Below are 26,407 nucleotides of genomic sequence, written 5' to 3'. Positions count from 1 at the left end.
GCTAAGGCCTTATCCGTGAAATCCGCAAACTTCCCGACGCCATTTTCCTCTGCCGTGCCCCAGGCTTTTGGGCCGTGCCCGTATTTCCGAACAAGCGCGTAAACACTTGATAGACGACTTTTTTCTCTGTCTGCATGGTATGCGTTTCTATAGGTGCCGTCAGCGCAGTTTCTTTCGGGCTGCAGGCCATCAGGCTGGCTGCGAGCAGCAAAAGGCTCCGCCTACGCTGTAAAATTTCTTTTTCATAGCCCCAATATACTGGGATTTCAGTAAAGACGGGGCGCCAAAACAGGGAAATGGACTAAAAAATTGATGCAAACGTCTGCATACACCCTAAAAAACAAAGCCGAAAACCTGCCGCATGGGCTGAGGTCTTCGGCCTCCTGCTGCGCCTGGCGCAAATCACTTCACTTCGATATCTGTCAGCCAGATAAAGCGCTCTCCGGCGGCATTTCGGTGCATGGTCGATAGCGTTAACCCTGCATACTGCTCCTCCTGCTCCCAGGTGAAGGCCCGCCCCTCGCTGCCATTCCCTTTCCGAAACACCCACTCACGGATCATAAAACGCTCATCCAAGTACAAGTCGTACGCATCTCCCGGCGTATAGCCATCACTGTCGTTATAGACGATAACCAACTTGGTCGCCACAGCTCCTGAGATCGGAGACTCCGCATTTTCCTCCACCTTATAGGTGTAGCCCGTATCCCACATCAGCTGAAACGGAAACAGCGCCCAGTACTTGTCATTCACGAAAGCTGCATCGATTTCCGGTAGCGGCTCCGCTGTCAGCGCATACTGAAACGTCGTATCCGCATCGGCATAGGTGACCAGCTGCTCGGCCATATTCCAGGTCCATGTGCGGCTTACCCTGCGCTCTCCTGCCTGCACATTCCAGGTATAGCGTACCTGCTCTACACCTTCCAGTGCGCTAAACCCGTAGGCTTCAGCTACTTTTTCAGGTAAGGTTTGCTCCTTGGCTTCCGTTTGGCAGGCGGCTAGCGCCAAAACCGCCAAGAGGCACACATAATAGAAGGCGTTTTTCATCTGCTGTTTTATTGGAGAAAACATTTCCACACGAAATTGTTTAAATGCGCACGATATTCGCTCCCAAAGCATTCAAGCGCTCATCGATGTACTGGTACCCCCGATCGATCTGCTCGATATTGTCGATAATCGAGGTCCCTTTGGCCGATAAGGCCGCGATCAGTAGCGCCACACCCGCTCGAATATCTGGAGAGGTCATGCGAATGCCACGAAGCGGATACTTGCGATCCAGCCCGATAACGGTCGCCCGATGGGGGTCACATAGAATGATTTGGGCGCCCATGTCGATTAGTTTATCCACGAAGAAGAGGCGGCTTTCAAACATCTTTTGGTGCACCAGCACCGTACCTTTCGCCTGCGTGGCCGTCACCAAGATGATACTCAGGAGATCCGGTGTAAAGCCTGGCCAGATGGCGTCAGCTACCGTCAAAATAGAGCCATCGATAAAGGTCTCGATTTCGTAATGTTCCTGCGCGGGAATCACGATGTCGTCGCCATCGAACTCCAGCTGTATGCCCATGCGGCGAAAAGTTTCCGGAATGATGCCCAGCATGGGGAGCTGCACGTCCTTAATCCGTAGCGCTGAGCCCGTCATGGCCGCTAGCCCGATGAAAGAGCCGATCTCGATCATGTCGGGCAGCATTTTATGGCTGGTGCCGCCGAGACGCTTGACCCCGTCGATGTGTAAAAGATTAGAACCAATACCTGAAATGGATGCGCCCATGCGGTTTAGCATCGCACAGAGCTGCTGCAAGTAAGGCTCACAAGCAGCATTATAGATGGTGGTGCGTCCCTCAGCCAGAACCGCCGCCATCACGATGTTTGCAGTCCCCGTTACGGAGGCCTCATCGAGCAACATATAGGTCCCTTTCAGTGCACTGGCATCGATGTGGTAGAGCTCCCGCTCCGCGTCGTAGGAAAAACGGCACCGAGCTTTTGGAACCCTGTAAAGTGGGTGTCCATACGTCTTCTCCCGATTTTATCCCCGCCCGGCTTGGATAATTTGCCGAAGCCAAAACGTGCCAGCAGCGGCCCAAGGACCATGACCGAGCCCCGCAGTGAAGAAGCCTGCTTCAGGTACTCTTCCGTCTCCAAATAGGCCAAGTCCACTTCATCCGCCTGAAAAGTATAGGACTCCTTTCCCGTTTTCGTGACCTTCACCCCCATATCTGCTAGTAGCTCGATGAGCTTGTTCACATCGCGGATGTTCGGAACCTTATGCACATGCACTGGCTCGTCCGTCAGTAAAACAGCACATAAAATCTGTAGCGCCTCATTTTTGGCCCCTTGGGGCGTAATACTTCCGGAGAGGCGGGCGCCTCCCTCTACTCGAAAAGATGCCATAAATGCTTAACGACGGTTATGTTTTTTGTAATTTCCTCCCCCACTTCGGCCCTTATAATTTTTGTGGCCAAAAGATTTTTTGTTGCCATAGCTGTTTTGCTCGCGGATCGGCTGCGGCGGTGCGTTAAAATCCCGCTTCGTGGAGGTATCGAAAAGTCCCTGCTCTCGTACACGCTCCAAGTCAATGTGCAGGCGCCCCTTCGAAAGGGTTCTAATGTCTTCTAAAATGATCCCGTCATCGTAATTATCCCGGTTCCAGGCTGCCTGAAAGCTTTTCATCAGCTGACCGATATAAATAATGGCCGCCTCCTGCTCCTCATCGTTTTCCAGCTCGATGGCCTTCTCGATCAGCAGCTCGATGTTACGCCCATAATGCTTGAACTTGATCTCCGTCTCCGGGTAGCCTATCGGCAAAGGCTGCTTGCCTAAAAGTTCTTTTTCCGGCACTGGATAGGGGCCATCCACGTCTAAGGTGAAAGCGGACATGATGTACAAATCATCCCATAACTTCTGGTCGCTCTCCGACTTCAACTGTGGATTCAGCTGCTTCATCAGCTCCACTAAGGTGTAGGCACTCTGCGTCCTTCTTTCCCTGTCTTCCAGCCCCGCCACATGGTGCACGAGGGCCAAAATATTTTTCCCGTATTCTCTCAAAATGATTGGTATTTAATGCCTGATCTGCGCTCACTGGCGCTCTCTCGGAGGAAAAATCCTCTTGCTATCGGGTATATCCCCTTTATAAAATGCGTAGTTTAGCAAAGCTAAGCAATAATGTCTTTTCTCCAAAATTCTCAAACGTGATGCTGGCCTTTCGGTTTAGCCCCTCCACCTCGATTTTTTGCACCGTACCAAAACCGAACTTGGGATGCTCCACCCGATCACCCTCCTGCAGGTTCTGCGTATTCGAAGGTTTAAAGTCCGGACTAGGCGTATGGATTTTGGCCGTGGTGCCGCTGCGCTGCAAAGGCTTCTTCTTAATCCCCACATAGCCGTTCTGGCCCTCTGAGCCCAAGCCCTCCCCCCGAAGCGCTCCCATCGGCGCCGTGCTGGCACGCTTGCTGACCTGGAGGCAGTTGGGATCGATTTCATCCAAAAAGCGGCTAGGCTCACACTGCAGCAGGCGCCCATAGCGGTAACGCGTCAGGGCGTAGGTCAAGTATAACTTCTCCATGGCGCGAGTCGTGGCCACATAAAACAGCCTGCGCTCCTCCTCTAAATCCTCCCGGCTCTGCATCATCATCTGCGAAGGGAATAGATCTTCCTCTAATCCTACCACAAAAACCTGCTTGAATTCCAAGCCCTTAGAAGCGTGAATGGTCATCATCGTGACCGCATCAGATTGGTCTTTATCCCGATCGTTATCGGTAAGCAGCGCGATCTCCTGAAGAAAAGCCCCCAGCGACTTATCGGTATTCTCCTCATTGTCAACATACTCCTTAATCGCATTCAGCAGCTCCTGCACGTTTTCATAACGGTTCAGCCCCTCGATGGTTTTGTCCTCATAAAGCTCCTTCAAGAGCCCCGACTGCTGCGCCACCTTTTTAGCGGTCTCATACGCGTCCTTGCGCTCCGCCTCGATGCGGAAGCTCTTGATCAGCGTGGCAAAATCCGAGGTGCTATTGGCCGCACGGCCAGATAAAAAGTGGCTCGCATTCGACAGCACCTCCCAGAGGGGAATATCATGCTCATAGGCCGCTACCATGATTTTCTCCACAGACGTATCGCCGATCCCGCGCTTCGGGAAGTTAATGATCCGCTTAAAGGCTTCCTCGTCTTCCGAATTTACCGTGAAGCGCAGGTAGGCCATCAGATCCTTAATCTCCTTCCGCTGATAGAAGGAAAGACCTCCGACGATCTTATAGGGTAGGTTCATTTTGCGCAGCGCCTCCTCCAGCGCACGCGACTGGGAGTTGGTACGGTACAAGATCGCGAAGTCGGAGTTGGCCAACTTCTTATTGTTACGCTCCTCGAAAATGGTCGTAGCCACCAGGCGTCCCTCCTCATTATCGGAGGAGGCCTTCATCAGTGCCACCAGGTCGCCCTTATCATTTGCGGTCCAGACATGCTTATCCAGCTGCCGCTTGTTCTTGGCGATAATAGAATTCGCCGCCTCCACGATGTGGCGGGTGGAGCGATAGTTTTGTTCCAGCTTAACCACCTTTAAGTCCGGATAATCGCTTTCGAAGTTCAAGATATTCTGAATATCCGCACCCCGGAAGGCGTAGATACTTTGGGCGTCGTCCCCCACCACACAGATATTCTGATGCACCGCTGCCAGCTTTTTCGTGATCAGATACTGGGAAAGGTTCGTGTCCTGAAACTCATCCACCATCACATAGCGAAAGCGCTGCTGGTACTTATTCAGTACATCCGGATGATCGCGAAAGAGGACATTCGTATTAAACAGTAGGTCGTCGAAATCCATGGCGCCACTTCGGAACAGGCGCTGCTGGTACATCTTATAAATATCCCCGACGCGTGGCTTCATAGCAGCCTCATCGTCGGCCTTGATGTAAGGATCCTCTAAGTAGGCCTCCCAGGAAATCAGCCGGTTTTTTGCCCCCGAAATCCGCGATAGCACCGCGGCAGGCTTGTACACCTTATCGTCCAGCCGCAGCTCCTTCACGATCGTGCGCACCAGCGACTTGCTGTCATCCGTGTCGTAAATCGTAAAATTACTGGTGTAGCCCAGCTTCGGCGCCTCCACGCGTAAAATCTTCGCGAAAGTGGAGTGAAAAGTCCCCATCCAGGTATTCCGCGCCTCCAGCCCGATCAGTTTCTCTATCCGGTGCTTCATCTCCGCAGCCGCCTTATTCGTAAAGGTCAGCGACAAAATCTGGAAAGGATCCACGCCCTTCGAATAGATCAGATGCGCGATTCTATACGTCAGCACCCGAGTTTTTCCCGAACCCGCCCCTGCGATAATCATCAGGGGGCCATCGGTGTGTTCTACTGCCTCTTTTTGTGGAGCATTCAGCCCCTTTAGGTATTCCATATCCTCTTTTCCTACTCGCGTACAAAGTTAAGGCTTTTTAGCGAGCCATAAAATCACAAGGCCTTCCAGCGGTTGTGGCTCCATAAGTACCCCGCCGGATTCGCCCGCATGTCCGCCTCCACACGCTCCACGAATGCATCCGTGATGCTATGTTCTCGGCTCTCTGCATAAGGGGCTGCGCCAAAAGGGAATACTGAAACACATAGTGCCCCCGTTTCGGCTTGTGCACAGTACCGTACACGACCGGCAGCTCGAACCGCTTGGCCAGCTTCTCCGCCCCCTCAAAAAACACCGTCTCCCGATGCATAAAGGGCCTTCGGTAACGGATTTCCTGCTCCGTAGGACGCTGGTCTGCCGCCAGCACGATAAGGCGCGGCTGGGTGCGCTTACGCAAAAAATCCCGCTGAAAACCCAGTCGGGGTACCAGCTGCATCCCGAAACGGGTGCGTATCTGCAGCATCAACTCCTCGAAAAGGGGAGAATTTATTTTTTGATAGACCACATCGGTAGGGCTGCGCAGGTACTGCGAGGCACCCAGCAGGTGCATCTCCCAGTTGAAAAAATGCCCCGTCAGTCCGAGCACCACCTTGCCCTCGTCCACCAGCGCATCCACGAGCGCACTGTTTTCGATTTGCACACGGCGCCGCAGCTCTTCCTCGGACATGACGAGAAGCTTAAGCGTCTCAGCGAAGGAATCCGTAAGATTTCGGTAGAACGCCTTCGCGATCCTTTGCCGCTCGGCAGCGGACTTCTCCGGGAAAGCGGCACGAAGATTCTCTTCGACGACTTTGCGGCGGTAGCCGAGCACATAAAAGGCCAGCAAGAAGAGTACATCTGTCACCAAATAAAGCACCCCAAGCGGTAAAGAAGCGATAATGCGAAAGAAAAACATAAACTTTTAAAGTATCCAGACCCGCGCAAGACGAAAAGAGCTGCCGGCAAAATTGAATTTTATTCGTACACGAACTATATTTACAACATTAAGCACATTTGTAGGAGACTCCCACCCGTACTGCGTCTCAAAATAACGTAATTTCATAGACAATCCGCTGAAAAAATGGTTACAGTAAGTGAAGTTTATGTACATTTGAATTCTATGTCTGAAAGTCAAAGAAAAAAATACAGTCAAGAAGAGAAGGACAGCATCTTTGATGGGGAGTTCATGCCCCACATGGATAGCATGTATAATTTTGCTTTCAGGCTCACCTTCGACGAGGACGATGCCAAAGACCTCGTGCAAGACACCTACCTGAAGGCATACCGCTTCATCAATAGTTTCGAACAGGGCACCAATGCGAAGGCCTGGCTCTTCCGTATCCTGAAAAACAGCTTCATTAATGAGTATCGAAAAAAATCCAAGCAGCCAGCGAAGGTAGATTATCAAGAAGTGGAAACCTTTTACAACAGTGATGACGTTGATTATCAAGGAACCACTGACTTACGGGTGGATTCGGTGAAAGACATGCTCGGGGACGAGATTTCGAATGCGCTAAATAGCCTGGCTGTAGATTTTCGTACGGTTATTATACTCTGTGACCTGGAGGGCTTCACGTATGAAGAAATGGCGAAAATTTTAGACATTCCCATCGGAACGGTACGCTCAAGATTGCACAGGGCGAGGAACTTATTAAAAGAGAAATTACGTTCTTATGCCCAGTATATGGGCTATAAAACCGACTCCGAAGAAGAAGAGGAAAATTAACACCAGTAAAATTTGTATTATTAAGATTATCCGCCCTGCCGGGCAAAGAAAACAGAGTGAAATGGACAAAGAATTAGACAAATCGGGGCAAAGGAAGTTGGAATGTGCAGACGTCAGTCGCTGTTTTCAACTGTTAGAGCGCATCATAGACGGAAATAATATCCCTGATTCAAAGGAAATTATCCAAGAAAAACTGGCCAAATGCCAGCCTTGCTTCGAGCATTTTCACTTAGAAAAAGCGATTAAGGAGGCGATTCACACCAAGTGCACCAAGTTCTGCATGTCAGAGGACATGAAGTCGGATATCCGTAAAAAAATTCAAGAAATTAAATTAGACGCGCGCTAAGCCCGAGAGCTGGCGTTTGATTCCGTGCGAGACTTTTGTAATTTGCGCCCGTATTACGAAATCACGCACACGTCCTCACCCCCCATCCATCCTATGGCGACACAAGGTAAAGCGATCATCTTTTCCGCTCCCTCCGGTTCTGGAAAAACGACGATCGTCCGACATCTACTTACTAAATTTCCTCAACTTGGCTTTTCCATCTCTGCCTGTACACGCGATAAGCGGGGCCGCGCCGAGGTGCACGGAAAAGATTATTACTTTTTAAGCCCTGAAGAATTCAAAGCCAAAATCGATGCAGATGCTTTTATCGAATGGGAAGAGGTGTATGAGGGCAACTTCTACGGCACACTAAAGGAAGAAATTCAGCGTATCTGGGACAGTGGTAAGCATGTCATCTTCGATGTAGATGTAAAAGGAGGCGTAAATCTGAAAAATTATTTCGGAGCGCACGCGCTCGCCATCTTCGTAAAAGTGCCCAGTCTCGAGGTATTAAAGGAGCGCCTCACCGACCGCGGATCGGAATCCGAAGAAAGCCTCTCCCGCAGGCTTTATAAAGCAAAATTCGAGATGAGTTTCGAGAACAAATTTGATGTAACCATCGTTAATGACGATAGAGAGACTTCCTTTCAGCAAGCAGAGACACTTGTGGGGAATTTTCTTAACTCCTAAGGCAGCGTGAAAATAGGTTTGTTTTTCGGTTCGTTTAATCCGATTCATGTCGGACACCTTATCTTAGCGAATACACTCCTAGACCGCAGTGACCTAAATGAAATTTGGTTTGTAGTAAGCCCCCAAAATCCTTTTAAGAAGAGGAAAAGCTTGCTGCATGAATTTGATCGGCTTAAGATGGTAGAGCTCGCCATCGCCGATCATTTTTCGTTTAAGGCCTCGGATGTAGAATTTCACATGCCCCGCCCCAGCTACACGGTGGATACCCTGGCGTATCTCACCGACAAATATCCCCAGCATGCCTTCAAGCTCATCGTGGGCAGCGATAATCTTACACATTTCCATAAATGGAAAAATGCAGAGTGGATCTTAGAGCACATCGGGCTTCTCGTTTACCCCAGGCCAGGCGAAGCACAAGCCTACGAACATCCGAACGTGCAGTTTGTTCCAGCCCCCCTCTTGGATATTTCCGCTACCTTTATCCGTGAATCCATCGCTGCAGGACATTCGGTGAAGTACCTTCTACACCCGGATGTGGCCCAATATATCGCGGACAAAAAATTCTTTCAATAAGCGCTTTACTCAGCAGCTCACACACCTAAAAAAATGCCCCCAGAGAGGTTAAAGAATCTCTGGGGCATTTTATACTTTTTAGCTATATTTTTTTTGGGGCTTTCAGCCCAAAGCACTTACGCTTACACGTAATTATTTAGCATTACCGGCATAATCAGCATCAGCACATCTTCCGCATCGCCAGAGTCCGTCGGCACCAGCAGACCCGCACGGCTAGGCGCTGAAAGCTGTAGCGTCACCTCTTTCGCGTGTAAGTTATTCAGCATCTCTACGAGAAGCTTCGCGTTAAAGCCAATTTCAATATCCTCACCATCATGCTGGCAGGACAAGCGCTCGTTCGCCTCATTCGAGAAATCTAAATCCTCCGCTGAAATTTGCAGCTCGCTGCCCGTAATTTTTAAGCGCACCTGATAGGTCGTCTTGTTCGCATAGATGGAAATACGCTTCAGCGAGCCGAGTAACTCCTGACGGTCGATACGCATGTGGTTCGGATTATCTGTAGGAATTACATTTTCATAATCCGGGAAGCGCTCGTCGATAAGACGACAGATCATCTTAATGCTGTTAAAGCTAAAGTAGGCATTCGAACTGTTAAACTCCACCTTTACCGGCACATTTTCAGAAGGAAGCGTGGACTTCAGCAGGTTGAGTGCCTTACGCGGGATGATTAAGCTGGCAGGCTGCTCAGAAGTTACGTCTACTCGGCGGTAGCGCACGAGGCGATGCCCATCTGTGGCTACGAAAGTAGCATTCGTATCGCTGAGATTGATGTACACCCCCGTCATAGACGGACGTAAATCGTCACTGCTCGTCGCAAAAATCGTATTGTTAATCGCGCTACTTAACACTTCTGTGGACATATCCACCACCGTCGGGTTAGACACCTCCACTACTTTTGGGAAGTCCGTAGCGTTTTCGCCCGCCAGTTTATAGCGACCATTATCTGAGCTGATTTCGATGCTATACGTCTCGTGGTCGATGGTAAAGTTAACCGGCTGCTCAGGAAGGTTTTTTAAGGTATCGATCAAAATCCGCGCGGGCACTGCGATGCTACCATCTTCGCGCGCATCCACCTCGATGGAGGTCATCATCGACGTCTGCAAATCCGAAGCAGTGATGGTCAGCAAACCATTCTCAATCTGAAAAAGAAAGTTTTCCAAAATCGGCACTACCGGGTTTGTGGTCACCACCCCGTTAATGGCGGTCAGCTGCTTCAGCAAAGCGGACGAAGAAACAATGAATTTCATATATCTAGGCTATTTGAATACTAATTTTAAAACTGGGTAAAGTTAGAAATAAATTCAGAAACTCAGCCCACTCTAGGTGCATTCTCCCGGAAAAAAGCCGTAAAATTAGCGCCTTGCGTAGCGCATCCGACGCAGCTGCACGAGCCCCAGCCCCAGCAGAACCATCAGCAGTGGCGGCAAAAGCACATTTACCCCCTGCCAGTAGCGCCGCTCTTCCTGCACACGCACCTTATCGAGAGGCCGCACCCGAAATTCCTTAGCGCGGCTAGCGATCATCCCCTCCGGCTCCAGCAGGTACTGCATCAGATGCTGCACGAAGCGCCGGTTATCGTAGTCCTCGACCTGAAGGGGACTTTGGCCTAGGGCCAAAGGGGCCTGCCCCTCCCCGATCCGCTGGCTTTTAAACCAGGAGCCCGAGCCCGTCACCAGTACACGCCCCCTGCTCCCCTGCTCGAGAAAACCGGCAGCATCCACCCCCTCAGGTAAAAACCGATTCTTATAAAAGGAAGTAAATTCACCCTCTAAGAGATACATCAGCGGCAGGGAGCCCGCCTGAAAGCGCTCCACATCCGGCGCCCGCTCGGCATCCGATAGGGCCAGCCGCACAGGAGCTGCCTCCCGAAAACTATAGGGAGAGCTGAACAGCAGCGGTGTCTTACGCACACCCTCTGCCTTTACCGTATCCAAAGAAGATACATAGCGCACCAGCAGCGGATCCAGCCCCTTCGTGACCGGATGCTTGGCCAGCTGCGTAACCCGCACATAAAAGGGCCAAGGCAGGGGAACCAGCTGCTCCTGATTGCCAAAATTTCCCCCATAAACCGGCAGCAGGCCGAAATTCAGGTCTTGCACCAGGTCTTTATTTATCCGCACGCCATAGCGAAAGAGCATCTGATCGAAGCCATGGTCAAAGGGCATGGCGATCGTTCCCTCCGGAGCACTCAGCGCATCCGGATCGAAGGCTAGCGCATCCAGCGCAAACACCAGATGCCCACCTCGCATGAGGTACTGATCCAGAAAATACCGCTCCCGCTCCGTGTAGGCTTCCTTCGGCCCCATGATGAGCAGCACATCGAATGGGTCCAAGTCCTCCACCCGATTTGCCTGCTCCAGTGGCACCTTAAACACCTCAAACTCCTCGGACAGGGCTTCCACTAAGCCAAAACCCTCATCTTCGGCCATCTCGCCGCGACTCATCAGCATCCCGATGGCAGCACCGCCCTCCTGCACTAAATCTTTCAAGCCGCGCAGCAGCTCATACTCCAGATTCTCTATGGAAGTCTGTAAAATTTGCTCCGCCGGCATATCCCGCAGGCCCCGCAGCAGCAGGCGCCCGTCTCAAACTCCTGCGTACGCAGCAGCACCCCCGGAAAAAGCAGTTGCGTCCGCTGCCCGAGCTCATTCCCTGTAAACACATTAGTCGGGTTAATCCCGAATTCACTCAGCCCCACGATAAACTCCTCTTGCTCCTCCTTAGGAAGGTTCAGGGGGTTCAGCTCCCGCACCGAGATCTTCACGGGGCTATACACATCGAAGGTCTGTACCATTTCGCGGATGGCGCGCTGCAGCCGCTTCATGCCTGGCGGCAGTGCCTCTCCTGTCAGCAAAAGCTCCACCGTCACCGGCTCTTCCAGCTCCTCCAAGAAGGCGATCGTAGCGGGATTTAGGCTGTAACGCTTTTCTTCGGTCAGGTCGATTCGATAAGGAAAAAATTGCGCAAGCGCAAAAAGCCCCAGCAGCAGCATCCCGATCGTGGTGAATCTCCTCCAGCTTTTCTTTTTCATGCGCGTTCTAATTTTTCAATACTAATGCCGAGTACCAGCACGATTAAACCGGTAAAATACGCGACATTTTCCATGTCGATCACCCCTCGGCTGAGCTGCACATAGTGGTAGCGCATGCTGAGTGCCTCTAAATAATAAGCCAGCGGATGCTCCCACTGCAGGTCCACCAGCGCCGAAAGTCCGCTGTAAAGCAGGAAGCTTAAAAACACCCCCCAGAGGAAGGCGATCATTTGATTTTGGCTGAAAGCCGAGCCCAAGACCCCTATCGCCACAAATGCCGCACCGATAAGAAAGAGACCAACCCAGGAGCCCGCAAAGCCCGCCACATCGATATTGCCCACGGGGTCTCCGAGCTGATACAAGCTATACAAGTAGCCCCAGGTGGGCAGCAGCGCCAGAAAAATGAGCAGCAATGCCGCCAGATACTTGGCCACCACCACTTTCCATACCGGCAGGGGCGCAGTGGCCAGCAGCTCCCAGGTGCCTGACGCCGCTCATCCGCTAGCAGGCGCATGCAAACAGCCGGGATGAAAAACATAAACACAAAGGGGCTCAAATAGAAAAGTGGCTCTAAGTCTGCGTAGCCGAAATCCAGCACGTTGGTATCCGGAAACACCCATAGCAGCAGCCCCAGCGTCAGTAAAAACACGGCCACCATTAGAAAGCCACTTAACTGACTAAAAAAACTACTGATTTCCTTCCAAAGTAGCGCGCGCATTTTTTCCTTGGGTCAAATTATAAAACACGTCTTCTAGGCTATCCCGCCTTACCTGCAGGCGGCGGACGGCCAGCGCTTCCCGCTGGATGAAGGCCAAGACAGCCGTCTGGAGGGCGTGTCGATTGTCTCCTTCGAAGAGGAGCCGCTGCGTACCTGCACCCGTTACCCGCTGCCAGGGACCTTCTCCTATGGCCCCTGCGAAAGGCTGTTCCAGCTCCAGCTCCACCTGCTCCATGCCTCGGGCGGTGGTCAGTTCGTCTAAGGTGCTTTTCGCCACCACACGCCCCGCGGAGAGGATGACCACATCGTCACAGAGCGCCTCCACCTCCTGCATAATGTGCGTGCTCAGCACCACGATTTTATCCTTTGCCACCTCCTGAATCAGCTGTCGGATGGCCAAAAGCTGGTTCGGGTCCAGCCCTGTAGTCGGCTCATCGAGTAGCACCACGGCTGGATCATGCAGCAGGGCCTTTGCCAGTCCTACCCGCTGCTTATAGCCCTTAGAGAGCTGTTGGATTTTTTTATGCGCCTCCGGCAAAAGCCCACAGGCCTCCAGCAGGTACTGGATACGATCCTTTCTTTGGCCGGCAGGCACCTTATACAGCCCCGCCATAAACGCCAAAAATTCTCGCACATACATGTCCGTATAGAGCGGGTTCTGCTCGGGAAGATAACCCAGATGCCGCCGGAAAGCGATCGGGTTTTCCCGTGAATCCCAGTCCTCTAAAAGCACCTGACCGCTATCTGCTTCCAGATAGCCCATGATGATCTTCATCGTGGTGGACTTTCCAGCACCGTTTGGACCTAAGAAGCCCAGTATGCGGCCACGCTGCGCCTCGAATTGCACGTCGTGCAAAACCCGCTGACCTTCATAGGCTTTCGTTACTCCACGGATGCTTAGCTGCTGCATATCGATAAAAAAGGGCGTGGGCCATACCGGGTGGCGGCCCACGCTACAGGTTTTTTTTACAACTCTTTTACGAGGCCACGCATGATGGTCGTCATGCCGGGCTCTGCTTTGGCGGCAGCGGCAAGCACCTCCGCGATTTCTACTTTTTTAATGTTCCCCGGCGAGCACAGGTCCGTGATCGCAGAGAGTGCCATCACCTTCACGCCCATCTGATTAGCCACGATCACCTCAGGAATGGTGCTCATACCCACCGCGTCCGCACCGATTACACGGAGGTAATGGTACTCGGCTTTGGTCTCCAGGTTCGGACCCTGTACGCCCACATACACGCCACTGTGCAGGGTGATGCCTGCTGCCTGCGCGATGGAATGCGCTTTTTGTTGTAGGGCTTCTGCATAAGGCTCGCTCATGTCTGGGAAGCGTGGCCCCAGCTCGTCGATGTTTTTACCCCGAAGGGGATTCTCTGGAAACAGGTCGATATGATCTGAGATGAGCATCAGCTCACCCACCTGGAAGCCCGGATTCAAGCCACCTGCGGCATTCGAGACGAGCAGATGCTTCAGACCGAGCAGCTTCATGACACGCACGGGAAAGGTCACCTGCTGCATGGAATAGCCCTCATAATAGTGGAAACGGCCCTGCATAGCGAGCACATACTTGCCTCCAAGCGACCGAAAATTAATTTTCCCGAGTGGCTTTCTACGGTCGATACGGGGAAAAAGGGAATTTCCTCGTAGGGAATCACCTGCTCCACCTCGATAGAATTTACAAGTTGACCTAGGCCTGTACCTAAAATAATGCCGATTTCCACAGTGACGGGAACCTGCTGCTGTATATGGGCGGCTGCAGCCTTAATCTTCTCCATTTCAGAGAGTTCTGCCTCTTGTCTCATGCTTACTGCGTGTTTTAAGGGTTTATTTTCGAAGGAATATACGCAATTCCCCCTCCTTTCTGGCACAAAAATACGGAATCCGTGTTTAGGAAGGTAGCCAAAGGGCTTTTTCTAGTCGCCGGCGCCTGCTGTGTGCGCCCGACCACCCATTCTTTTAAACCGATGATACTATGATTTTACTTATCGTGGGCACCAACCGCAAGCAGGCCCTTTCCAACAAAATCGCGGCGCAGTACCGTGAAATTTTAGTGGAGCAGGGAGCAGCAGAAGTGGAGACCCTCGCGCTGGAGGAGCTCCCAGCGGATTTTGCTTTTAGTGCGCTGTACGAGCATAACGGGAAAAATCCCGCATTTAATGCGCTGCTCGCCCGTGTCTCTGCTGCTGAGAAATACGTCTTTATCGTACCTGAATATAATGGCAGCTTTCCCGGAGTGCTCAAAACCTTTATCGATGGCATGTCTTACCCGAATGGGTTTCGCGATAAAAAATGCGCTCTGGTAGGCCTCTCTTCTGGCATCGGGGGGGCTGGCATCGCACTGAGTCACCTTACAGATATTTTCCATTATCTCGGCATGCATGTGCTGGCGCAAAAGCCGAAGCTCGCCCAGATCGAGCGCAATATGCAGGAAGATCGCATCCAAAATCCTTTATACCTGGAGCTTCTTCAGGGACAAGCAAAGGCCCTGCTCCAATTTTAAACCCAAGCAGAGCGCTTCAAACTGAAAACGGTCGGCATACCTCAGAGAAGGCATGCCGACCGTTTTATTTGGTTTACCTCACGAAAGACCTAGTACCTCCACTAGCTCATACCATTTGCAAAACAGTGAGGAAAATAAGCAAAGCGGATATAAGCCAATGCAGTCCCATAATGTTTTTTTTATCCTAATAGATTTGAATTTCCTTACGATTCCAATAAGGGTTTGAAATCTTATGCCTACGTTTCAGTTCTGGGATGATATACAGCTGAATATTGGAAAAATCAGCAAATTGTTCGGACAGCGGTCTGGGTTGGGATAAATCGGAAAGTACTTTCTGCTCGTTGGGCAATGGCGGGAAGGTGGCTTTTTCCCAAAACTTTGGATCATAGGTTGAACGACCCGGTAAAAAAATCCAGCCGTTATACAAGTCCGGCACATAATTCAGTATATAATAAGGGGCTTTACCTCTCAGACCATAGCTGTAGCGGGAGCGTATTTCATCATATGACAATGCCACAGGGTACGATTCAATAGCATATAACTCGGCAAATTCCTTCATTAGTTTTCCCTCATGAAACCCTTCTCCCTCGTACCCATAGCCTATGGCACTCGCTGAATAATTAACATACGAAAATAGGTAACGCCCATCCTCATCACGACGAAAATAGGCATTCATCGATTCATCAATAGGTAAATACTTGTACCTTCTGGATTCAGACATTTTAGTTTCCTGATCCGGATTTTCCCACTTGAGACTCATTCGGTGAAGCCCATAATCTAGCTGATCGATGTAAAATTTTCCTTGCTGTAGTTTTTTCTTATGAGACCTACGCCACTTTTTAATATCACGCTCAAAAGCCTTGCTCGCCGCACGGAAAGACAACACATACACAGGTCGGTCATGGATGATATCTTCTCCTTCTAAGGTATATTCGAACCAGTTCGGGTTCAATCCGAAATAAAGAAATGGCTCTTTAGCAATTGGCCAATTTACTGCATTTCTCCCGCTTCCACTAAAACTATGAAGCACATGATAATCTGATTTTTGAACCTGATAAAATGTATTGTAGTGAACATCCCCATCCCCAGAGTCTTTATTTTTTCAAAAAACGAAGGATCATAGCCCGCATAATGCATATATCCCGCCGCTCTTGCGAAACCTACGTACTTACCATCCTCTTCTATCACTTCTTGATAAAAGACATCAAACTCCAATGGATCCGGGTAGAAGGTATTTGACATATTTTCCAAAAATTTCTTCATCAGGTCCTTCACGGGATACCCTAGGACAACGGCAGCATTTAAAACCTTTTCTGTTTTTTGTAATCGGATCTGTAAGTTGGTGTCTTTCTTGAAATCCCCTACTTGATAGACTCCCGATTCATATCCCATAAAGGACACCCTTAAGGTATCTGTAGGCCTCACATCAGATGGAAGCATAAAGGAAAAGGCTCCCTGTGAATTCCCAACCGCTACCTTAGATTGCCGTACCAATACCAAATTGGCGTGTGCAAGTCCTCTCCATGTCTCAGCATCCACCACAATCCCTCTTAGGGATACCTGCTGTCCTATGACTGGAAAAACCATCATAAAGGAACATAAGAGGAGAAAAGTGAGCTTTATCAACTTAGAACGATAATACATAAAACCCTTGCTTTTCGGCTGTTTCATCATAAAATCCATCTGCTATGTAACGTCTGTCTGCAACTTTACCAATCAATCTAAATTTGCCAGGAACAGCTATATCCGAAACCAACTGCTCTGACTTATAAATCTGTAACCGAAGCGGATTTCCCGACTCTTCACCAATTGCCTGATTGTTGGTTCCTGTTCTATACGTGCGGAACACTACGTCGGACTCTTCATCCACAAAAATATCTTTGTAAAAGCCATCCTTAAATCGGGATTGCCTATACAGGTCAGTATCAAATGCCACATCCAAGGTCCTGGTCTCTGGATAGGATGTACGCATATTTACTCCTGGGACTCCAAATGTACGAACTAGACTTTTTGATGCATCATAAACATAAATGGTAGGATCTATCTCAAAGGTTAACCAATGCTTGCCAGAACTTCCTATATGAAAATCAAAAAAGATATGAAAAGGTACAAAACGGTATTGCTGATAGGTTTCTGGAAAATGATACAGCAATTGCTCCATTTTACCATCTCTTCGACTTATTTTGGCTACTAAAAATGCCTCTTTATAAAATGATGGATTGATAAATGCATTGAAAGTAGGGTGTTCACAGTCCACCTTTGCATAAAAATAGTCTCCCGACACAGGAAAATGGTCATTGTAATGCTGGAGTTCATACATCATAGTGGAACTGGCTACAGGATTTTGAATCAATTGATCTACTTCATAGGCTGCATCCGCATAGACCGTGTACTTTCTCTGAAACTTCCACTCTCTATCATACTCATAAAATGTCCAACCCTCTCCTTTGACTGTAAAACCATATTCATGGGCACTAACCGAACTGATACTAGCCAATTCCTCTGGCCCTTGAAGAGTTCTCAGTTCACGCTTAATAAAATTGCCCTCAGGAGAATAGGATTCTATAAACCCGTATAAATGGTCAATATATAAGACTTCACTGCCTGTCCATTCAAATCTACCTACTTGCGAACTTCTTGAAGGTTGGATTAAAATCGTATCCAACTTTACCGAAAATTGATCATCAACACCTGTGACTAAAGCTGTGCTCTCTTTTTTACCACATCCAAATAAGAACAGATACGCTATGATATTAATGTATATATTTCTCATACCGACAAATAATTAAATCAGTGAAGGTGAGTATCATCCTCACTGATCCATAATTTAGACTTTAATTTATTTCTTACAATCTGATGCACTGCCGCATGCTTGTCTAAATGAAATACATGCAACTGTTATACAGCCATCGTTTTTACAACGTTTCTGCAGAGCACCTGATTCTCGAAGATTGTCACAACCTTTATCAATACCCTCTATAACCAATTTAGCGAGTGATGCGACATGACCCACTGTATTCGGATCGGCTTGTACCTGCTGACTTGGAAGAGATGCTGTGAAAAAAACCCCCAAGACAATAAGAAGTGTTAGTTTTTTCATTTGAAATGATATTTTAATTAGAAATATGACGGCAGTCAATCATTAACTACCCAAGAAAAACAATTTTTTAGCGCTAATATTAATTTTTCTGTACTAAAAATACCCCCCCAAACTACAAATACAAGTGTAGTTCGAAATTTTTTTTAGCACTTTTTATAAGTTGTTGATTTTCAGGAGACAAAAATATACCGCTAAGCTAACTACCCCATAATCAGCGACATACCTCAAGGCATTCCCATACAAAAAAACTTATCCCGCCTTTTAACGGGTTAGACGTTTGTGACAGTTAAGCGGCAAATTCATCGATGTATTTCTGCTTGGAGGGGAAAGTTCGGATCTGGATGACGTATACTTTTCAAAAAGCACTCTTCTCACCTGCTCGTTTTCCTCTTTATTTCCAGCTGTCAGGATAATCTGCAGGACAGCTAGCCAGTCGCGAATTGTATCCTACACCATTAATATATTAAAAAGAAAACCCCGAAAAAAGCTGATAACAGCCAAATCCGGGGTTTAGGTATTTCATTTTTTACTACCTAATTGTTGATTTTCAACTAATCAAGCAGCAGACACCATGCCCTGCTTAAAGAACACAGGCGGTCAGCAAGCTGCGGATCTCTGTAGGAGGACCGCACACGATGCGGCGCGATTAGTCCACGTTCTTATCTAAAAAACGGTTTCCTCCACGCACAAGCCCCTCCGTGTCGTTTAGACTCAACTGGGACGTGCGCACCTCTGAACTTGAAGGAACAGGATGTAACTTCACCTCATTTCGGAGGTAAGCTGGCTTCTCCAGTTCTTTTAAGCTTTCGGGATCCGTCCAGCGATCACGAAGCGCTTTCAGCTTGTCTCCACGCTCCCCGAGGCGCTTGCCCACGATAGATGAGGTCTGCTCATACTGCCGCTCATGGTTAGAACGGTAGGAGTTCGTATCCTGCGCTGCATTCGACTGTTTTTTATGGATGATGCGGAAACCATCTACATCGCTGTACGAGTTGGCAGAAGGCTCCTGCTTAGCGGGCTGCGCCTCTTCCTCTACAGAAGGGCGCTGTGCCGACTGGGGAGATTTCTGAATCAAGTTCCCCCCGCCGATCGGGCGAAAAGGCTGCTGCCGAATACGTGGCTCTTCTTGTGATTTTTCTTCTTCCCGTTTTAAGGGAGCCTGCTGATGCCCAATGCTAAAGGTAAATGTCTTTCCAGTAGAAAAACTATCTTCTTCCACACGCTTACCAGACTCTAAATCCACGATGCGGGCAGGCTGATCTGTGGCCCCTTGCGCGCTGTTAGCCGCCGAGTTGGCAGGACGGGTAGTTCCTTCTAGAGCAGAGCGCTCTGGCTGAGCTTCAGGACGAAGGGTCGCCTCAGGTACTCCAGAGGTCTGAGGTGCTTCTGGAGTCGATGGGGTAACAGAAGACTGAGGTGCTTCTGGAGCAGATGGCGCTGCTGCGGACTGCGGTGCTGCAGACGCTTGAGGCGCCGCTGGAGACGCAGGTGCTATCGGAGCCTCAGGCTTCTCCGCTTTCTGCTCAGCATGATCCTGCTTCGCACTCGTCTCTACAGCCCCAGACGCCGCAGCCTTATTTTCACCTGGCGCATTCACGAGCGGGAGCGTTTCCGTCATAAAGCCCGTCGCAATCACCGTCACACGTACCGCCTTGCCAAGGCTTGGGTCGATGCCCTGACCGAAGATAAGCTCCAGGTCACTGCCCGCACAGGCATTAATATAATCCGTGATCTCCGTTAACTCATCCATCGAGAGCTCATCCTCCTCACCAGACGTTACGGATAGCAAGATCTTTTTAGCTCCCTTAATGTCTACATTATTCAATAACGGAGAAGCGATCGCACGCTCAGCGGCATGCAGTGCCCGGTTCTCCCCTTCTTCCAGAGCAGAACCCATCACCGCCGCACCAGCATTTTTCATCACCGTCTTCACATCTTCGAAATCCACATTGATATCCTGATGCACCGTAATGATTTCAGCGATAGACTTGGCTGCCGTCGTCAAAACATTATCTGCCTTCGCGAAAGCCGAGCGGATGGCTAAGTTGCCATACACATCGCGCAACTTATCATTTAAGATGACGAGCACCGTATCGCAGCTACTTTTTAGCTCTTCTATTCCGGCCTGTGCAGCCAAAATCTTTTTCCTCCCCTCAAAAGCAAATGGCGCAGTTACGATCCCCACTGTTAAAATATCCATATCACGGGCAATTTTAGCGATTACAGGCGCTGCACCTGTACCCGTACCACCCCCCATGCCGGCGGTGATAAACACCATTTTGGTATTCGTCCCGAAAATATCCCGAATCTCTTCCTTACTCTCTACAGCCGCCTCTTTGCCACGCTCGGGATTGGCGCCTGCCCCTAATCCCTCCGTCAGGTGCGTACCGATCTGAAGCTTATTCGGCACTGGACTGCTCTGCAGGGCCTGTGCATCCGTGTTCATCACCACGAACTCCACATCCTTAATACCCTGATTGTACATGTGGTTGACCGCATTCGAGCCACCACCTCCCACGCCGACCACCTTGATAATGGATTTATGGTTCTTTGGGAGATCAAACATATATTCTCTCGCGTTATCTGACATATCTTTATTCTTTAAATTGCTGCTGGTTGTTATAAAAAATTTACATAAAAAGGTCTAGTACGAATCGTCCCCGGAATCCTTCATCGTTCGTTTTAATGTATCACTTATCGTCTGCAGAAATCCGAATGTACGGGTCTTACCCTCCTTCGGAGCTTCCTCTGGCGCGCTGTGGCGCAAACCTGAATTTTGTACCACGCCCTGCGCGTACTCCGTCCGGTACCTTTCTTCTCTGTTATCGATCGACATAAACCCAGCCAGCACCAAGCCGATACTGGTAGCATACATCGGGCTCTTAAGCTCTTCATCAGGACACTTCCCTAAGTGCTCATTCGGGTAGCCGATACGTGTATCGATTCCCGTACAGTACTCAAATAACTGCGTCAAGTGGGGCATTAGAGCCCCTCCACCCGTGAGTACGATACCCCCTGCTAGCTGCTTGTGGTAGCCACTCTGCATCAGCTCACTATAAACAAACTCTATAATTTCTTCCATCCGCGCCTGAATAATAGCCGCTAAGTTTTTCATGGAAATTTCCTTCGCCGGCCTATTGCGAATCCCTGGAATGGATACGATTTCATTTTCGCTGGCCTCCTCTGCGATAGCCTTGCCGAAACGGGTCTTGAGCAGCTCCGCCTGATGCGCCAGCACATTACAGCCCATGCGAATATCCGAGGTGACGATCTCTCCTCCTAGCGGAATGACCGCCGTATGGCGAATAATATTATCGTAAAAAACGGCGATATCCGTAGTTCCCCCACCGATATCTACTAAGCACACACCCGCTTCCTTATCGACGTCACTTAGCACCGCTAAAGAACTAGCGATAGGCTCTAAAATCAGCTCGGACGCCTCCAGATTGGCACGAGAAACGCATCGGTTGATGTTCTGAATCGCCCTATTTGTGCTGTAATAATATGAAAATCTGCCTCCAGACGATTTCCTGACATGCCGACAGGATCCTTAATACCATCTTCATAGTCCACGGTGTAATCTTGTGGCATGACATGAATAATACGGTTTCCTGCTGGAACCACGATATTATGCATGTCATTCGACATTTTTCGAATATCTTCTACGCTGATTTCTTCCTGCCCCTGGCTGCGCACCATAGAGCCGTGATGCACCGAAGAACGAATATGCTGACCCGCGATCCCCACTAATACCTCGCCGATATCCGCCTGCGCCATGTCACTGGCATCGCGCACAGCCTTCTCGATCGCTGTCACCGTTTTGTCGATATTCGCCACCATGCCGCGCTTTACCCCATCAGAGACCGCTTTACCTACTCCTAAAACTTCTAATTTGCCGTACTCATTTTTGCGCCCCACCACAGCACAAATCTTCGTCGTCCCGATGTCTAGACCTACTATAAGCTTCTCATTTTCCATAGCGTTTCCCTATTCACATATAATTTGATTACTAAACTTTACATTTACACGCTCGTAAGCGTTCCATCCCTTCTTGGCGCGATCTCCTCATAAAAAACAATGACCTTTTCCAGCTTTTGCACGAAGTGCTCCGCTGTACCGAAAGCGATTACCTGCTTGCCTACCTGCTGATAAAGCGCTAATTCCAGCTGTTCATCCACATGGGCATGAATCAGCTGAGAAAACCAAAAACTATCCCCATATACATACTTTAAAAACTGTGTCAATTCCTGTAGCTGCTTTTCGGGCACTTCATGCAGGACCAGCGCCTCTGCACCTGGGCCAGATAAGGTCATCACCCGTGCAGAAAATCGGGGGGAAACGGGAATCAGCAGCCCCTCATCCGTCAGATAAGCGTCTGCCGCTCGGCTCCGTACCACGCGGGCTACGGGCTGATGCTGCCGCACCCATACGCGCAGCTCACCGGCGGGATTAAGCGCCACACGGGCGGCCTTCACATGGTCATGTGCCAGCAGACGCTGCTCCAAGAGATGCAGGTCGATTTCCTTGACCTTGGTCTCCCCAGAGACCAGCGGCATCACAGACTGCACATGTCGCGAGCACCTCAGCCGCATCTAAGAAATAAATTTCAGGTAAGGCCTCTACCTCTGCCACCACATTGCTTAGCACCTGCTCCTGGGAGCGGATAAAAGAAAAGGCCAGAGAGCCCAGCATAAACAGGCTAGCCAAAACGGGTACGATAACCTTAAGCATCTAAACCTCCTTTCGCTGTCAGTAGCGCCGTAATCGGTGCCACGAGGCGATCGATGTCGCCCGCTCCTAAGGTAACCAAGAGCTCGGGCTGTTCCCCTCGGATAAGCCCTAAAAGCTCCTCTTTCGCCACCAGGCGCTTCTCCGCTGCCTGTATCCCGCCTATTAGCATCTCCGCCGAAACCCCAGGAATCGGCTCCTCACGGGCGGGATAAATATCCAATAGCCACACGCGGTCAGCCAGTGACAGGCTTTCCGAAAATCCGGCTGCAAAATCCCGCGTGCGCGAGTACAGATGCGGCTGGAAGACTACCGTCAGTGTTTTTCCGGGATACATCGCCAGCACCGAACTGAGTGTCGCTCGAATTTCTTCTGGATGATGTGCATAATCGTCGATGTACACATGCGCTTCCGTCTGCACACAGCGCTCGAAGCGCCGCTTTACCCCAGCGAATACCTGCAAAGCCGCACGGACCTGCACCACACTCAGTCCTGCTGCAAGCGCTAAGGTGATGGCGGGCAATGCATTTTCCACATTATGATAGCCGGGCATGGGCAAGGTCAGGTCATGAATCACCTTATCCGGTGCATGATAATCGAAAATAAACCGATCGGCATGCGCCCGAATCGCTTCCGCACGGACTTCACCCCCTTTTAAACCGTAGGTGAGCACACGAACTTTTTTCGCTAAAGGGAGTGTCCCTAACTTCTCTGCAGCCGTATGCTGCAGGAGGAGCATGCCTTTCTTGCGGATACGCCCAGCGAAAAGCCGAAAGGCCTCCAGCAGCTGCTCCGCATCCTTATAAATATCTAAATGATCCGCATCCGCAGAGGTAATCACCGCCGCAGTGGGATGCAGGTGTAAAAACGAGCGGTCAAACTCATCGGCCTCCACCACCATCGTGGCCTTCGTCTCTTCCCCACGCTGGGGCTGAATCAAATTGCTCGCTACATTTTTCGCGATGCCCCCTAAAAAGGCAGACACCGGAAGCCCCTGACTATGGAGCAGATGCGCTAAAAGCACCGATGTGGTGGTCTTCCCATGTGTCCCCGCCACCGCTAAGCAGCTACGCTCTGCACTCAGTAGCCCGAGCACCTCCGCTCGCTTGAGCAGACGATAGCCCGCATCTCGGAAATGCGTCAGCAGCTGGGAGCTCGCAGGCACTGCCGGCGTCCAAACCACTAGCACCTGCTCCACAGGCAGGGCACGCAGCGCCTCAGAAAGGATCTGCACACTATCTTCGAAGTACACGGGAATCCCCTCCTGCTGCAGCTGTTCCGTGAGCAGGGAAGGCGTGCGGTCGTAGCCACTGACAGGTAGCCCCTTCTGATGGAACCAGCGCGCCAAAGCACTCATCCCGATACCCCCGATGCCGAGGAAATACACATACCGTAGCTGATCAGTCTGCATCTATCAGTTGCTCTATTTCATTTACTATCGTCTCTGTGGCCTTCGGCAAAGCAAGGCCACGAATCGCTTCTCCTAACTGCTGCCGTGCAGCTTCATCCTGGAAGAGATCCAGTACCGTATCTCCAAAACGCTCCATCAGTTCCGCATCCGCTAAAGCACGGGCTGCATGGGCCTTTAAAAGCGCTGCCGCATTTTTCGTCTGATGGTCCTCTGCCACATTAGGCGAAGGCACGAACACCACCGCTTTGCCTACCACACATAGCTCAGATACCGAAAGGGCTCCTGCTCGACTCACGATCACATCCGCCGCGGCGTACGCTTGCGCCATATCTGCGATAAACGGCCGCAGCTGCACATGCGCGAAGGCCTCCTGCGCTAAAGCAGCACGTAAACGCTCCTCATACAGGGCGCCACACTGCCAGATTACCTGAATACCGGCCGCCTCCAAACGTGGCAAGTGCGCCAGCACCGCTTCATTCAGCGCCTTAGCTCCTAAACTCCCGCCTAAAACCAGCAAGGTCGGACGCTCAGAAAGCCCCATCAGCTGCCGAGCCGCTGCCTGATCGTAACTGCCCTCCACGATTTCACGGCGTACAGGATTCCCTGTAACCAGCAGCTTCTCCTGTGGGAAAAAGCGCTCCATCCCCGAGTAGGCCACACAAATTCTGCGGGCACGCTTGGCCAGCAATTTATTCGTCAGCCCAGCATAGGCGTTTTGCTCCTGCACCAGTGTGGGAATCCCCTTATTTTGCGCAGCAAATAACACTGGGCCGCTGGCATAGCCGCCAAATCCCAACACCGCGTCGGGGCGCTCCTGGCGAATCAGCGTGCGGGCACGGCTCAGACTCTTCCAAAGTTTCCCCGGAAGCAGGAGATGCTTCCACGTCAAGGCACGCGGGATACCCATCACCGGCAGCCCTACGATTTCAAAACCCGCTTTGGAACCTGCTCCATCTCCATTTTGCCCTCCGCGCCTACGAAAAGCACACGGCTGTCCGGATAGCGCGCCACCCAGGCTTTGGCCACAGCCAGTGCCGGATAGATATGCCCACCCGTGCCACCTCCGCTAATAATCAGTCGATAGGGTCCTTTTCTCTGCTCCATCAGGCTAGGGCTGTTCGTTTACGATTTCCAAAAGCTGCCGGCTCCGCAGCGCTTTTCTGCTTCTCAGATTCCATGTGGTCCTGACGGCTCACACTTAAGATCACGCCGATCGAAATACAGGTGAAAATGTAGGAGGTTCCCCCCATGCTTAACAGCGGGAGCGGCTGACCGGTAATCGGTACGAGCCCTACCGCCACGAGCATATTCACCATCGCCTGAATGATCAGAGAAAAGCTCAGCCCCGCCGCCACCAGTCCCCCAAAGGCTTGGTCGACGCCGCTACCACACGGGTGGAGCGGTAGAGCAAGATAAGATAGCCCGCCAAAACGGCGATTCCACCGATGACACCATACTCCTCGATGATCAAAGAGTATATAAAGTCCGAGTAGGGATGCGGCAGGATATTGCGCTGCTCCGAATTACCCGGTCCTTTACCGAACACTCCTCCCGAGGCAATCGCCACATTCGAGTGATGCCGCTGAAAGCTCACCTCCTCCGTGCCATAGGCATTCGAAAGGCGGTTGAGGGCCGTCTCCCCACGCTGTCCGAAGAGGTAAGCGATCCCGATACAGGCCACGAAGAAAAAGGTGTAGCCCGCTAAACGCATCACAGGTACCCTGCCGATAATCATCAGCAGCAGTGCGGAAGACATTAATATCAAGCCAGTAGAAATATTCGCAAAGGCGATTAAACCTACCACGATTCCTGCTTTTATCACCAGCGCCATGGATAGAGCGCCGGATTCCTTTACCTTCAGCTGATTCAGCGCCAGCCGCTTAGCCAGCAGCAGGATCACCGCCAGCTTAGCCAGATCCGAAGGCTGAAAAGACTGGCCCAGACCAGGAAGAGTCACCCAGCGGCTGGCCTCATTTACCGTGCTGCCCTTTAGCGTCACATAAAGCAACAGGAGGATGCTCAGCACATAAAGCGGGGCCGAAAGCGTCTTTAGCAGCTGGTAGGGCATGCGGTGCACGAAAAACATCGCGATCAGACCCAAGACCACATTTTGGCCATGGCTGAGCAGGAACCGCTCCGTGTTACCCCCACTGGTTTTTTGCGCCAGCGTACCCGTAGCCGAATAGACCACGATCAGGCTGAATGCCGCCATCAGCAGCACCACTGTCCAAATGTAAGGGTCCCCC

23 protein-coding genes and 5 pseudogenes are annotated in these 26,407 nt (G+C 50.7%); 5 read left to right on the top strand and 23 right to left on the bottom strand.

Features of this window, described 5'->3' with window-relative positions; all coding sequences use genetic code 11:
• Position 1: 1 nt before the first annotated feature.
• The 6 genes and pseudogenes from A3SI_RS20740 to A3SI_RS09360 all read right to left on the bottom strand — a co-directional run bounded on the left by A3SI_RS20740 (position 2) and on the right by A3SI_RS09360 (position 6,275).
• The gene (locus A3SI_RS20740; protein WP_009055391.1) at positions 2–211 is read right to left on the bottom strand and encodes a hypothetical protein; all 210 of its coding nucleotides are present in this window, start codon (positions 209–211) and stop codon (positions 2–4) included.
• A gap of 191 nt (positions 212–402) precedes the next feature.
• On the bottom strand, positions 403–1,044 hold the full coding sequence (locus A3SI_RS09380) for a hypothetical protein (protein ID WP_009055389.1): 642 nt from the start codon (positions 1,042–1,044) through the stop codon (positions 403–405).
• 40 nt (positions 1,045–1,084) lie between these two features.
• Positions 1,085–2,388 (bottom strand): annotated as a pseudogene (murA, locus tag A3SI_RS09375) (UDP-N-acetylglucosamine 1-carboxyvinyltransferase).
• Positions 2,389–2,394: 6 nt separating this feature from the next.
• Positions 2,395–3,042, bottom strand: a complete 648-nt coding sequence (locus A3SI_RS09370) for a DUF4290 domain-containing protein (protein WP_009055387.1) — start codon at positions 3,040–3,042, stop codon at positions 2,395–2,397.
• Positions 3,043–3,124: 82 nt separating this feature from the next.
• Positions 3,125–5,383 carry an ATP-dependent helicase gene (locus A3SI_RS09365; RefSeq protein WP_009055385.1) on the bottom strand — a complete coding sequence of 753 codons (2,259 nt, stop codon included), beginning with the start codon at positions 5,381–5,383 and terminating at the stop codon, positions 3,125–3,127.
• 37 nt (positions 5,384–5,420) lie between these two features.
• Complete coding sequence (locus A3SI_RS09360; RefSeq protein WP_009055382.1) at positions 5,421–6,275, bottom strand: lysophospholipid acyltransferase family protein; 855 nt, start codon at positions 6,273–6,275, stop codon at positions 5,421–5,423.
• A 204-nt stretch (positions 6,276–6,479) separates the two neighbouring features.
• Between A3SI_RS09360 and A3SI_RS09355 the strand changes: the two genes are divergently transcribed.
• The 4 genes from A3SI_RS09355 (at position 6,480) to nadD (ending at position 8,673) form a co-directional block, all read left to right on the top strand.
• The gene (locus A3SI_RS09355) at positions 6,480–7,085 is read left to right on the top strand and encodes a sigma-70 family RNA polymerase sigma factor (RefSeq protein ID WP_009055380.1); all 606 of its coding nucleotides are present in this window, start codon (positions 6,480–6,482) and stop codon (positions 7,083–7,085) included.
• Between the two features lie 61 nt (positions 7,086–7,146).
• Positions 7,147–7,431 carry an anti-sigma factor gene (locus tag A3SI_RS09350; RefSeq protein ID WP_009055379.1) on the top strand — a complete coding sequence of 95 codons (285 nt, stop codon included), beginning with the start codon at positions 7,147–7,149 and terminating at the stop codon, positions 7,429–7,431.
• Positions 7,432–7,524: 93 nt separating this feature from the next.
• On the top strand, positions 7,525–8,100 hold the full coding sequence (gene gmk / locus A3SI_RS09345; RefSeq protein ID WP_009055377.1) for a guanylate kinase: 576 nt from the start codon (positions 7,525–7,527) through the stop codon (positions 8,098–8,100).
• A 6-nt stretch (positions 8,101–8,106) separates the two neighbouring features.
• On the top strand, positions 8,107–8,673 hold the full coding sequence (gene nadD / locus A3SI_RS09340; protein WP_009055375.1) for a nicotinate (nicotinamide) nucleotide adenylyltransferase: 567 nt from the start codon (positions 8,107–8,109) through the stop codon (positions 8,671–8,673).
• Between the two features lie 122 nt (positions 8,674–8,795).
• Here the strand turns inward: nadD and dnaN are convergent, their stop codons facing one another.
• The 6 genes and pseudogenes from dnaN to A3SI_RS09315 form a co-directional block, all read right to left on the bottom strand.
• Complete coding sequence (dnaN, locus tag A3SI_RS09335; protein WP_009055373.1) at positions 8,796–9,920, bottom strand: DNA polymerase III subunit beta; 1,125 nt, start codon at positions 9,918–9,920, stop codon at positions 8,796–8,798.
• A gap of 105 nt (positions 9,921–10,025) precedes the next feature.
• Positions 10,026–11,225, bottom strand: coding sequence for a gliding motility-associated ABC transporter substrate-binding protein GldG (gene gldG / locus A3SI_RS09330; protein ID WP_262491770.1), 1,200 nt, complete (start codon positions 11,223–11,225; stop codon positions 10,026–10,028).
• Positions 11,192–11,704, bottom strand: a complete 513-nt coding sequence (locus A3SI_RS21620) for a DUF7088 domain-containing protein (RefSeq protein ID WP_262491769.1) — start codon at positions 11,702–11,704, stop codon at positions 11,192–11,194. Before A3SI_RS21620 ends, gldG begins: the two co-directional genes overlap by 34 nt.
• Complete coding sequence (locus A3SI_RS22600) at positions 11,701–12,141, bottom strand: gliding motility-associated ABC transporter permease GldF (RefSeq protein ID WP_009055371.1); 441 nt, start codon at positions 12,139–12,141, stop codon at positions 11,701–11,703. Before A3SI_RS22600 ends, A3SI_RS21620 begins: the two co-directional genes overlap by 4 nt.
• Positions 12,142–12,390: 249 nt before the next feature.
• Positions 12,391–13,374, bottom strand: a complete 984-nt coding sequence (locus tag A3SI_RS09320) for an ATP-binding cassette domain-containing protein (protein ID WP_009055369.1) — start codon at positions 13,372–13,374, stop codon at positions 12,391–12,393.
• A gap of 14 nt (positions 13,375–13,388) precedes the next feature.
• Positions 13,389–14,224, bottom strand: a pseudogene (locus A3SI_RS09315) (purine-nucleoside phosphorylase).
• A gap of 170 nt (positions 14,225–14,394) precedes the next feature.
• Here A3SI_RS09315 and A3SI_RS09310 point away from each other — a divergent pair.
• Positions 14,395–14,922 carry an NADPH-dependent FMN reductase gene (locus tag A3SI_RS09310; RefSeq protein WP_009055362.1) on the top strand — a complete coding sequence of 176 codons (528 nt, stop codon included), beginning with the start codon at positions 14,395–14,397 and terminating at the stop codon, positions 14,920–14,922.
• A gap of 184 nt (positions 14,923–15,106) precedes the next feature.
• Here A3SI_RS09310 and A3SI_RS09305 read toward each other — a convergent pair whose 3' ends face one another.
• The 11 genes and pseudogenes from A3SI_RS09305 to A3SI_RS09255 all read right to left on the bottom strand — a co-directional run bounded on the left by A3SI_RS09305 (position 15,107) and on the right by A3SI_RS09255 (position 26,373).
• A complete protein-coding gene (locus tag A3SI_RS09305; RefSeq protein WP_156810256.1) occupies positions 15,107–15,952 on the bottom strand; it encodes a hypothetical protein in 846 nt (281 codons plus the stop codon).
• Entirely contained in the window at positions 15,913–16,596 is a 684-nt protein-coding gene (locus A3SI_RS09300; protein WP_238531701.1) for a carboxypeptidase-like regulatory domain-containing protein, read from the bottom strand. The genes A3SI_RS09305 and A3SI_RS09300 overlap by 40 nt, the downstream gene beginning before the upstream one ends.
• Positions 16,550–17,695 carry a hypothetical protein gene (locus tag A3SI_RS09295; protein ID WP_009055359.1) on the bottom strand — a complete coding sequence of 382 codons (1,146 nt, stop codon included), beginning with the start codon at positions 17,693–17,695 and terminating at the stop codon, positions 16,550–16,552. The genes A3SI_RS09300 and A3SI_RS09295 overlap by 47 nt, the downstream gene beginning before the upstream one ends.
• A gap of 66 nt (positions 17,696–17,761) precedes the next feature.
• Complete coding sequence (locus A3SI_RS09290; protein ID WP_156810254.1) at positions 17,762–18,022, bottom strand: hypothetical protein; 261 nt, start codon at positions 18,020–18,022, stop codon at positions 17,762–17,764.
• A gap of 646 nt (positions 18,023–18,668) precedes the next feature.
• Positions 18,669–20,612 (bottom strand): cell division protein FtsZ, encoded by a 1,944-nt coding sequence (ftsZ, locus tag A3SI_RS20735; protein ID WP_040670584.1) that lies wholly within the window; start codon positions 20,610–20,612, stop codon positions 18,669–18,671.
• A gap of 54 nt (positions 20,613–20,666) precedes the next feature.
• Positions 20,667–22,000: pseudogene (ftsA, locus tag A3SI_RS09280) on the bottom strand (cell division protein FtsA).
• A 44-nt stretch (positions 22,001–22,044) separates the two neighbouring features.
• Entirely contained in the window at positions 22,045–22,578 is a 534-nt protein-coding gene (locus A3SI_RS09275; protein WP_156810253.1) for a cell division protein FtsQ/DivIB, read from the bottom strand.
• Positions 22,502–22,753 carry a hypothetical protein gene (locus tag A3SI_RS09270; protein ID WP_009055356.1) on the bottom strand — a complete coding sequence of 84 codons (252 nt, stop codon included), beginning with the start codon at positions 22,751–22,753 and terminating at the stop codon, positions 22,502–22,504. The genes A3SI_RS09275 and A3SI_RS09270 overlap by 77 nt, the downstream gene beginning before the upstream one ends.
• The gene (gene murC, locus A3SI_RS09265; RefSeq protein ID WP_009055355.1) at positions 22,746–24,161 is read right to left on the bottom strand and encodes a UDP-N-acetylmuramate--L-alanine ligase; all 1,416 of its coding nucleotides are present in this window, start codon (positions 24,159–24,161) and stop codon (positions 22,746–22,748) included. The genes A3SI_RS09270 and murC overlap by 8 nt, the downstream gene beginning before the upstream one ends.
• Positions 24,151–25,265: pseudogene (gene murG, locus A3SI_RS09260) on the bottom strand (undecaprenyldiphospho-muramoylpentapeptide beta-N-acetylglucosaminyltransferase). Before murG ends, murC begins: the two are co-directional and overlap by 11 nt.
• A pseudogene (locus tag A3SI_RS09255) lies at positions 25,265–26,373 on the bottom strand (FtsW/RodA/SpoVE family cell cycle protein). The pseudogenes murG and A3SI_RS09255 overlap by 1 nt, the downstream one beginning before the upstream one ends.
• Positions 26,374–26,407: the final 34 nt, after the last annotated feature.

Origin of the sequence: Nitritalea halalkaliphila LW7 (assembly GCF_000265075.1) — a bacterium.
Lineage (GTDB): Bacteria > Bacteroidota > Bacteroidia > Cytophagales > Cyclobacteriaceae > Nitritalea > Nitritalea halalkaliphila.
This window is presented reverse-complemented; position numbering and strand designations above follow the sequence as displayed.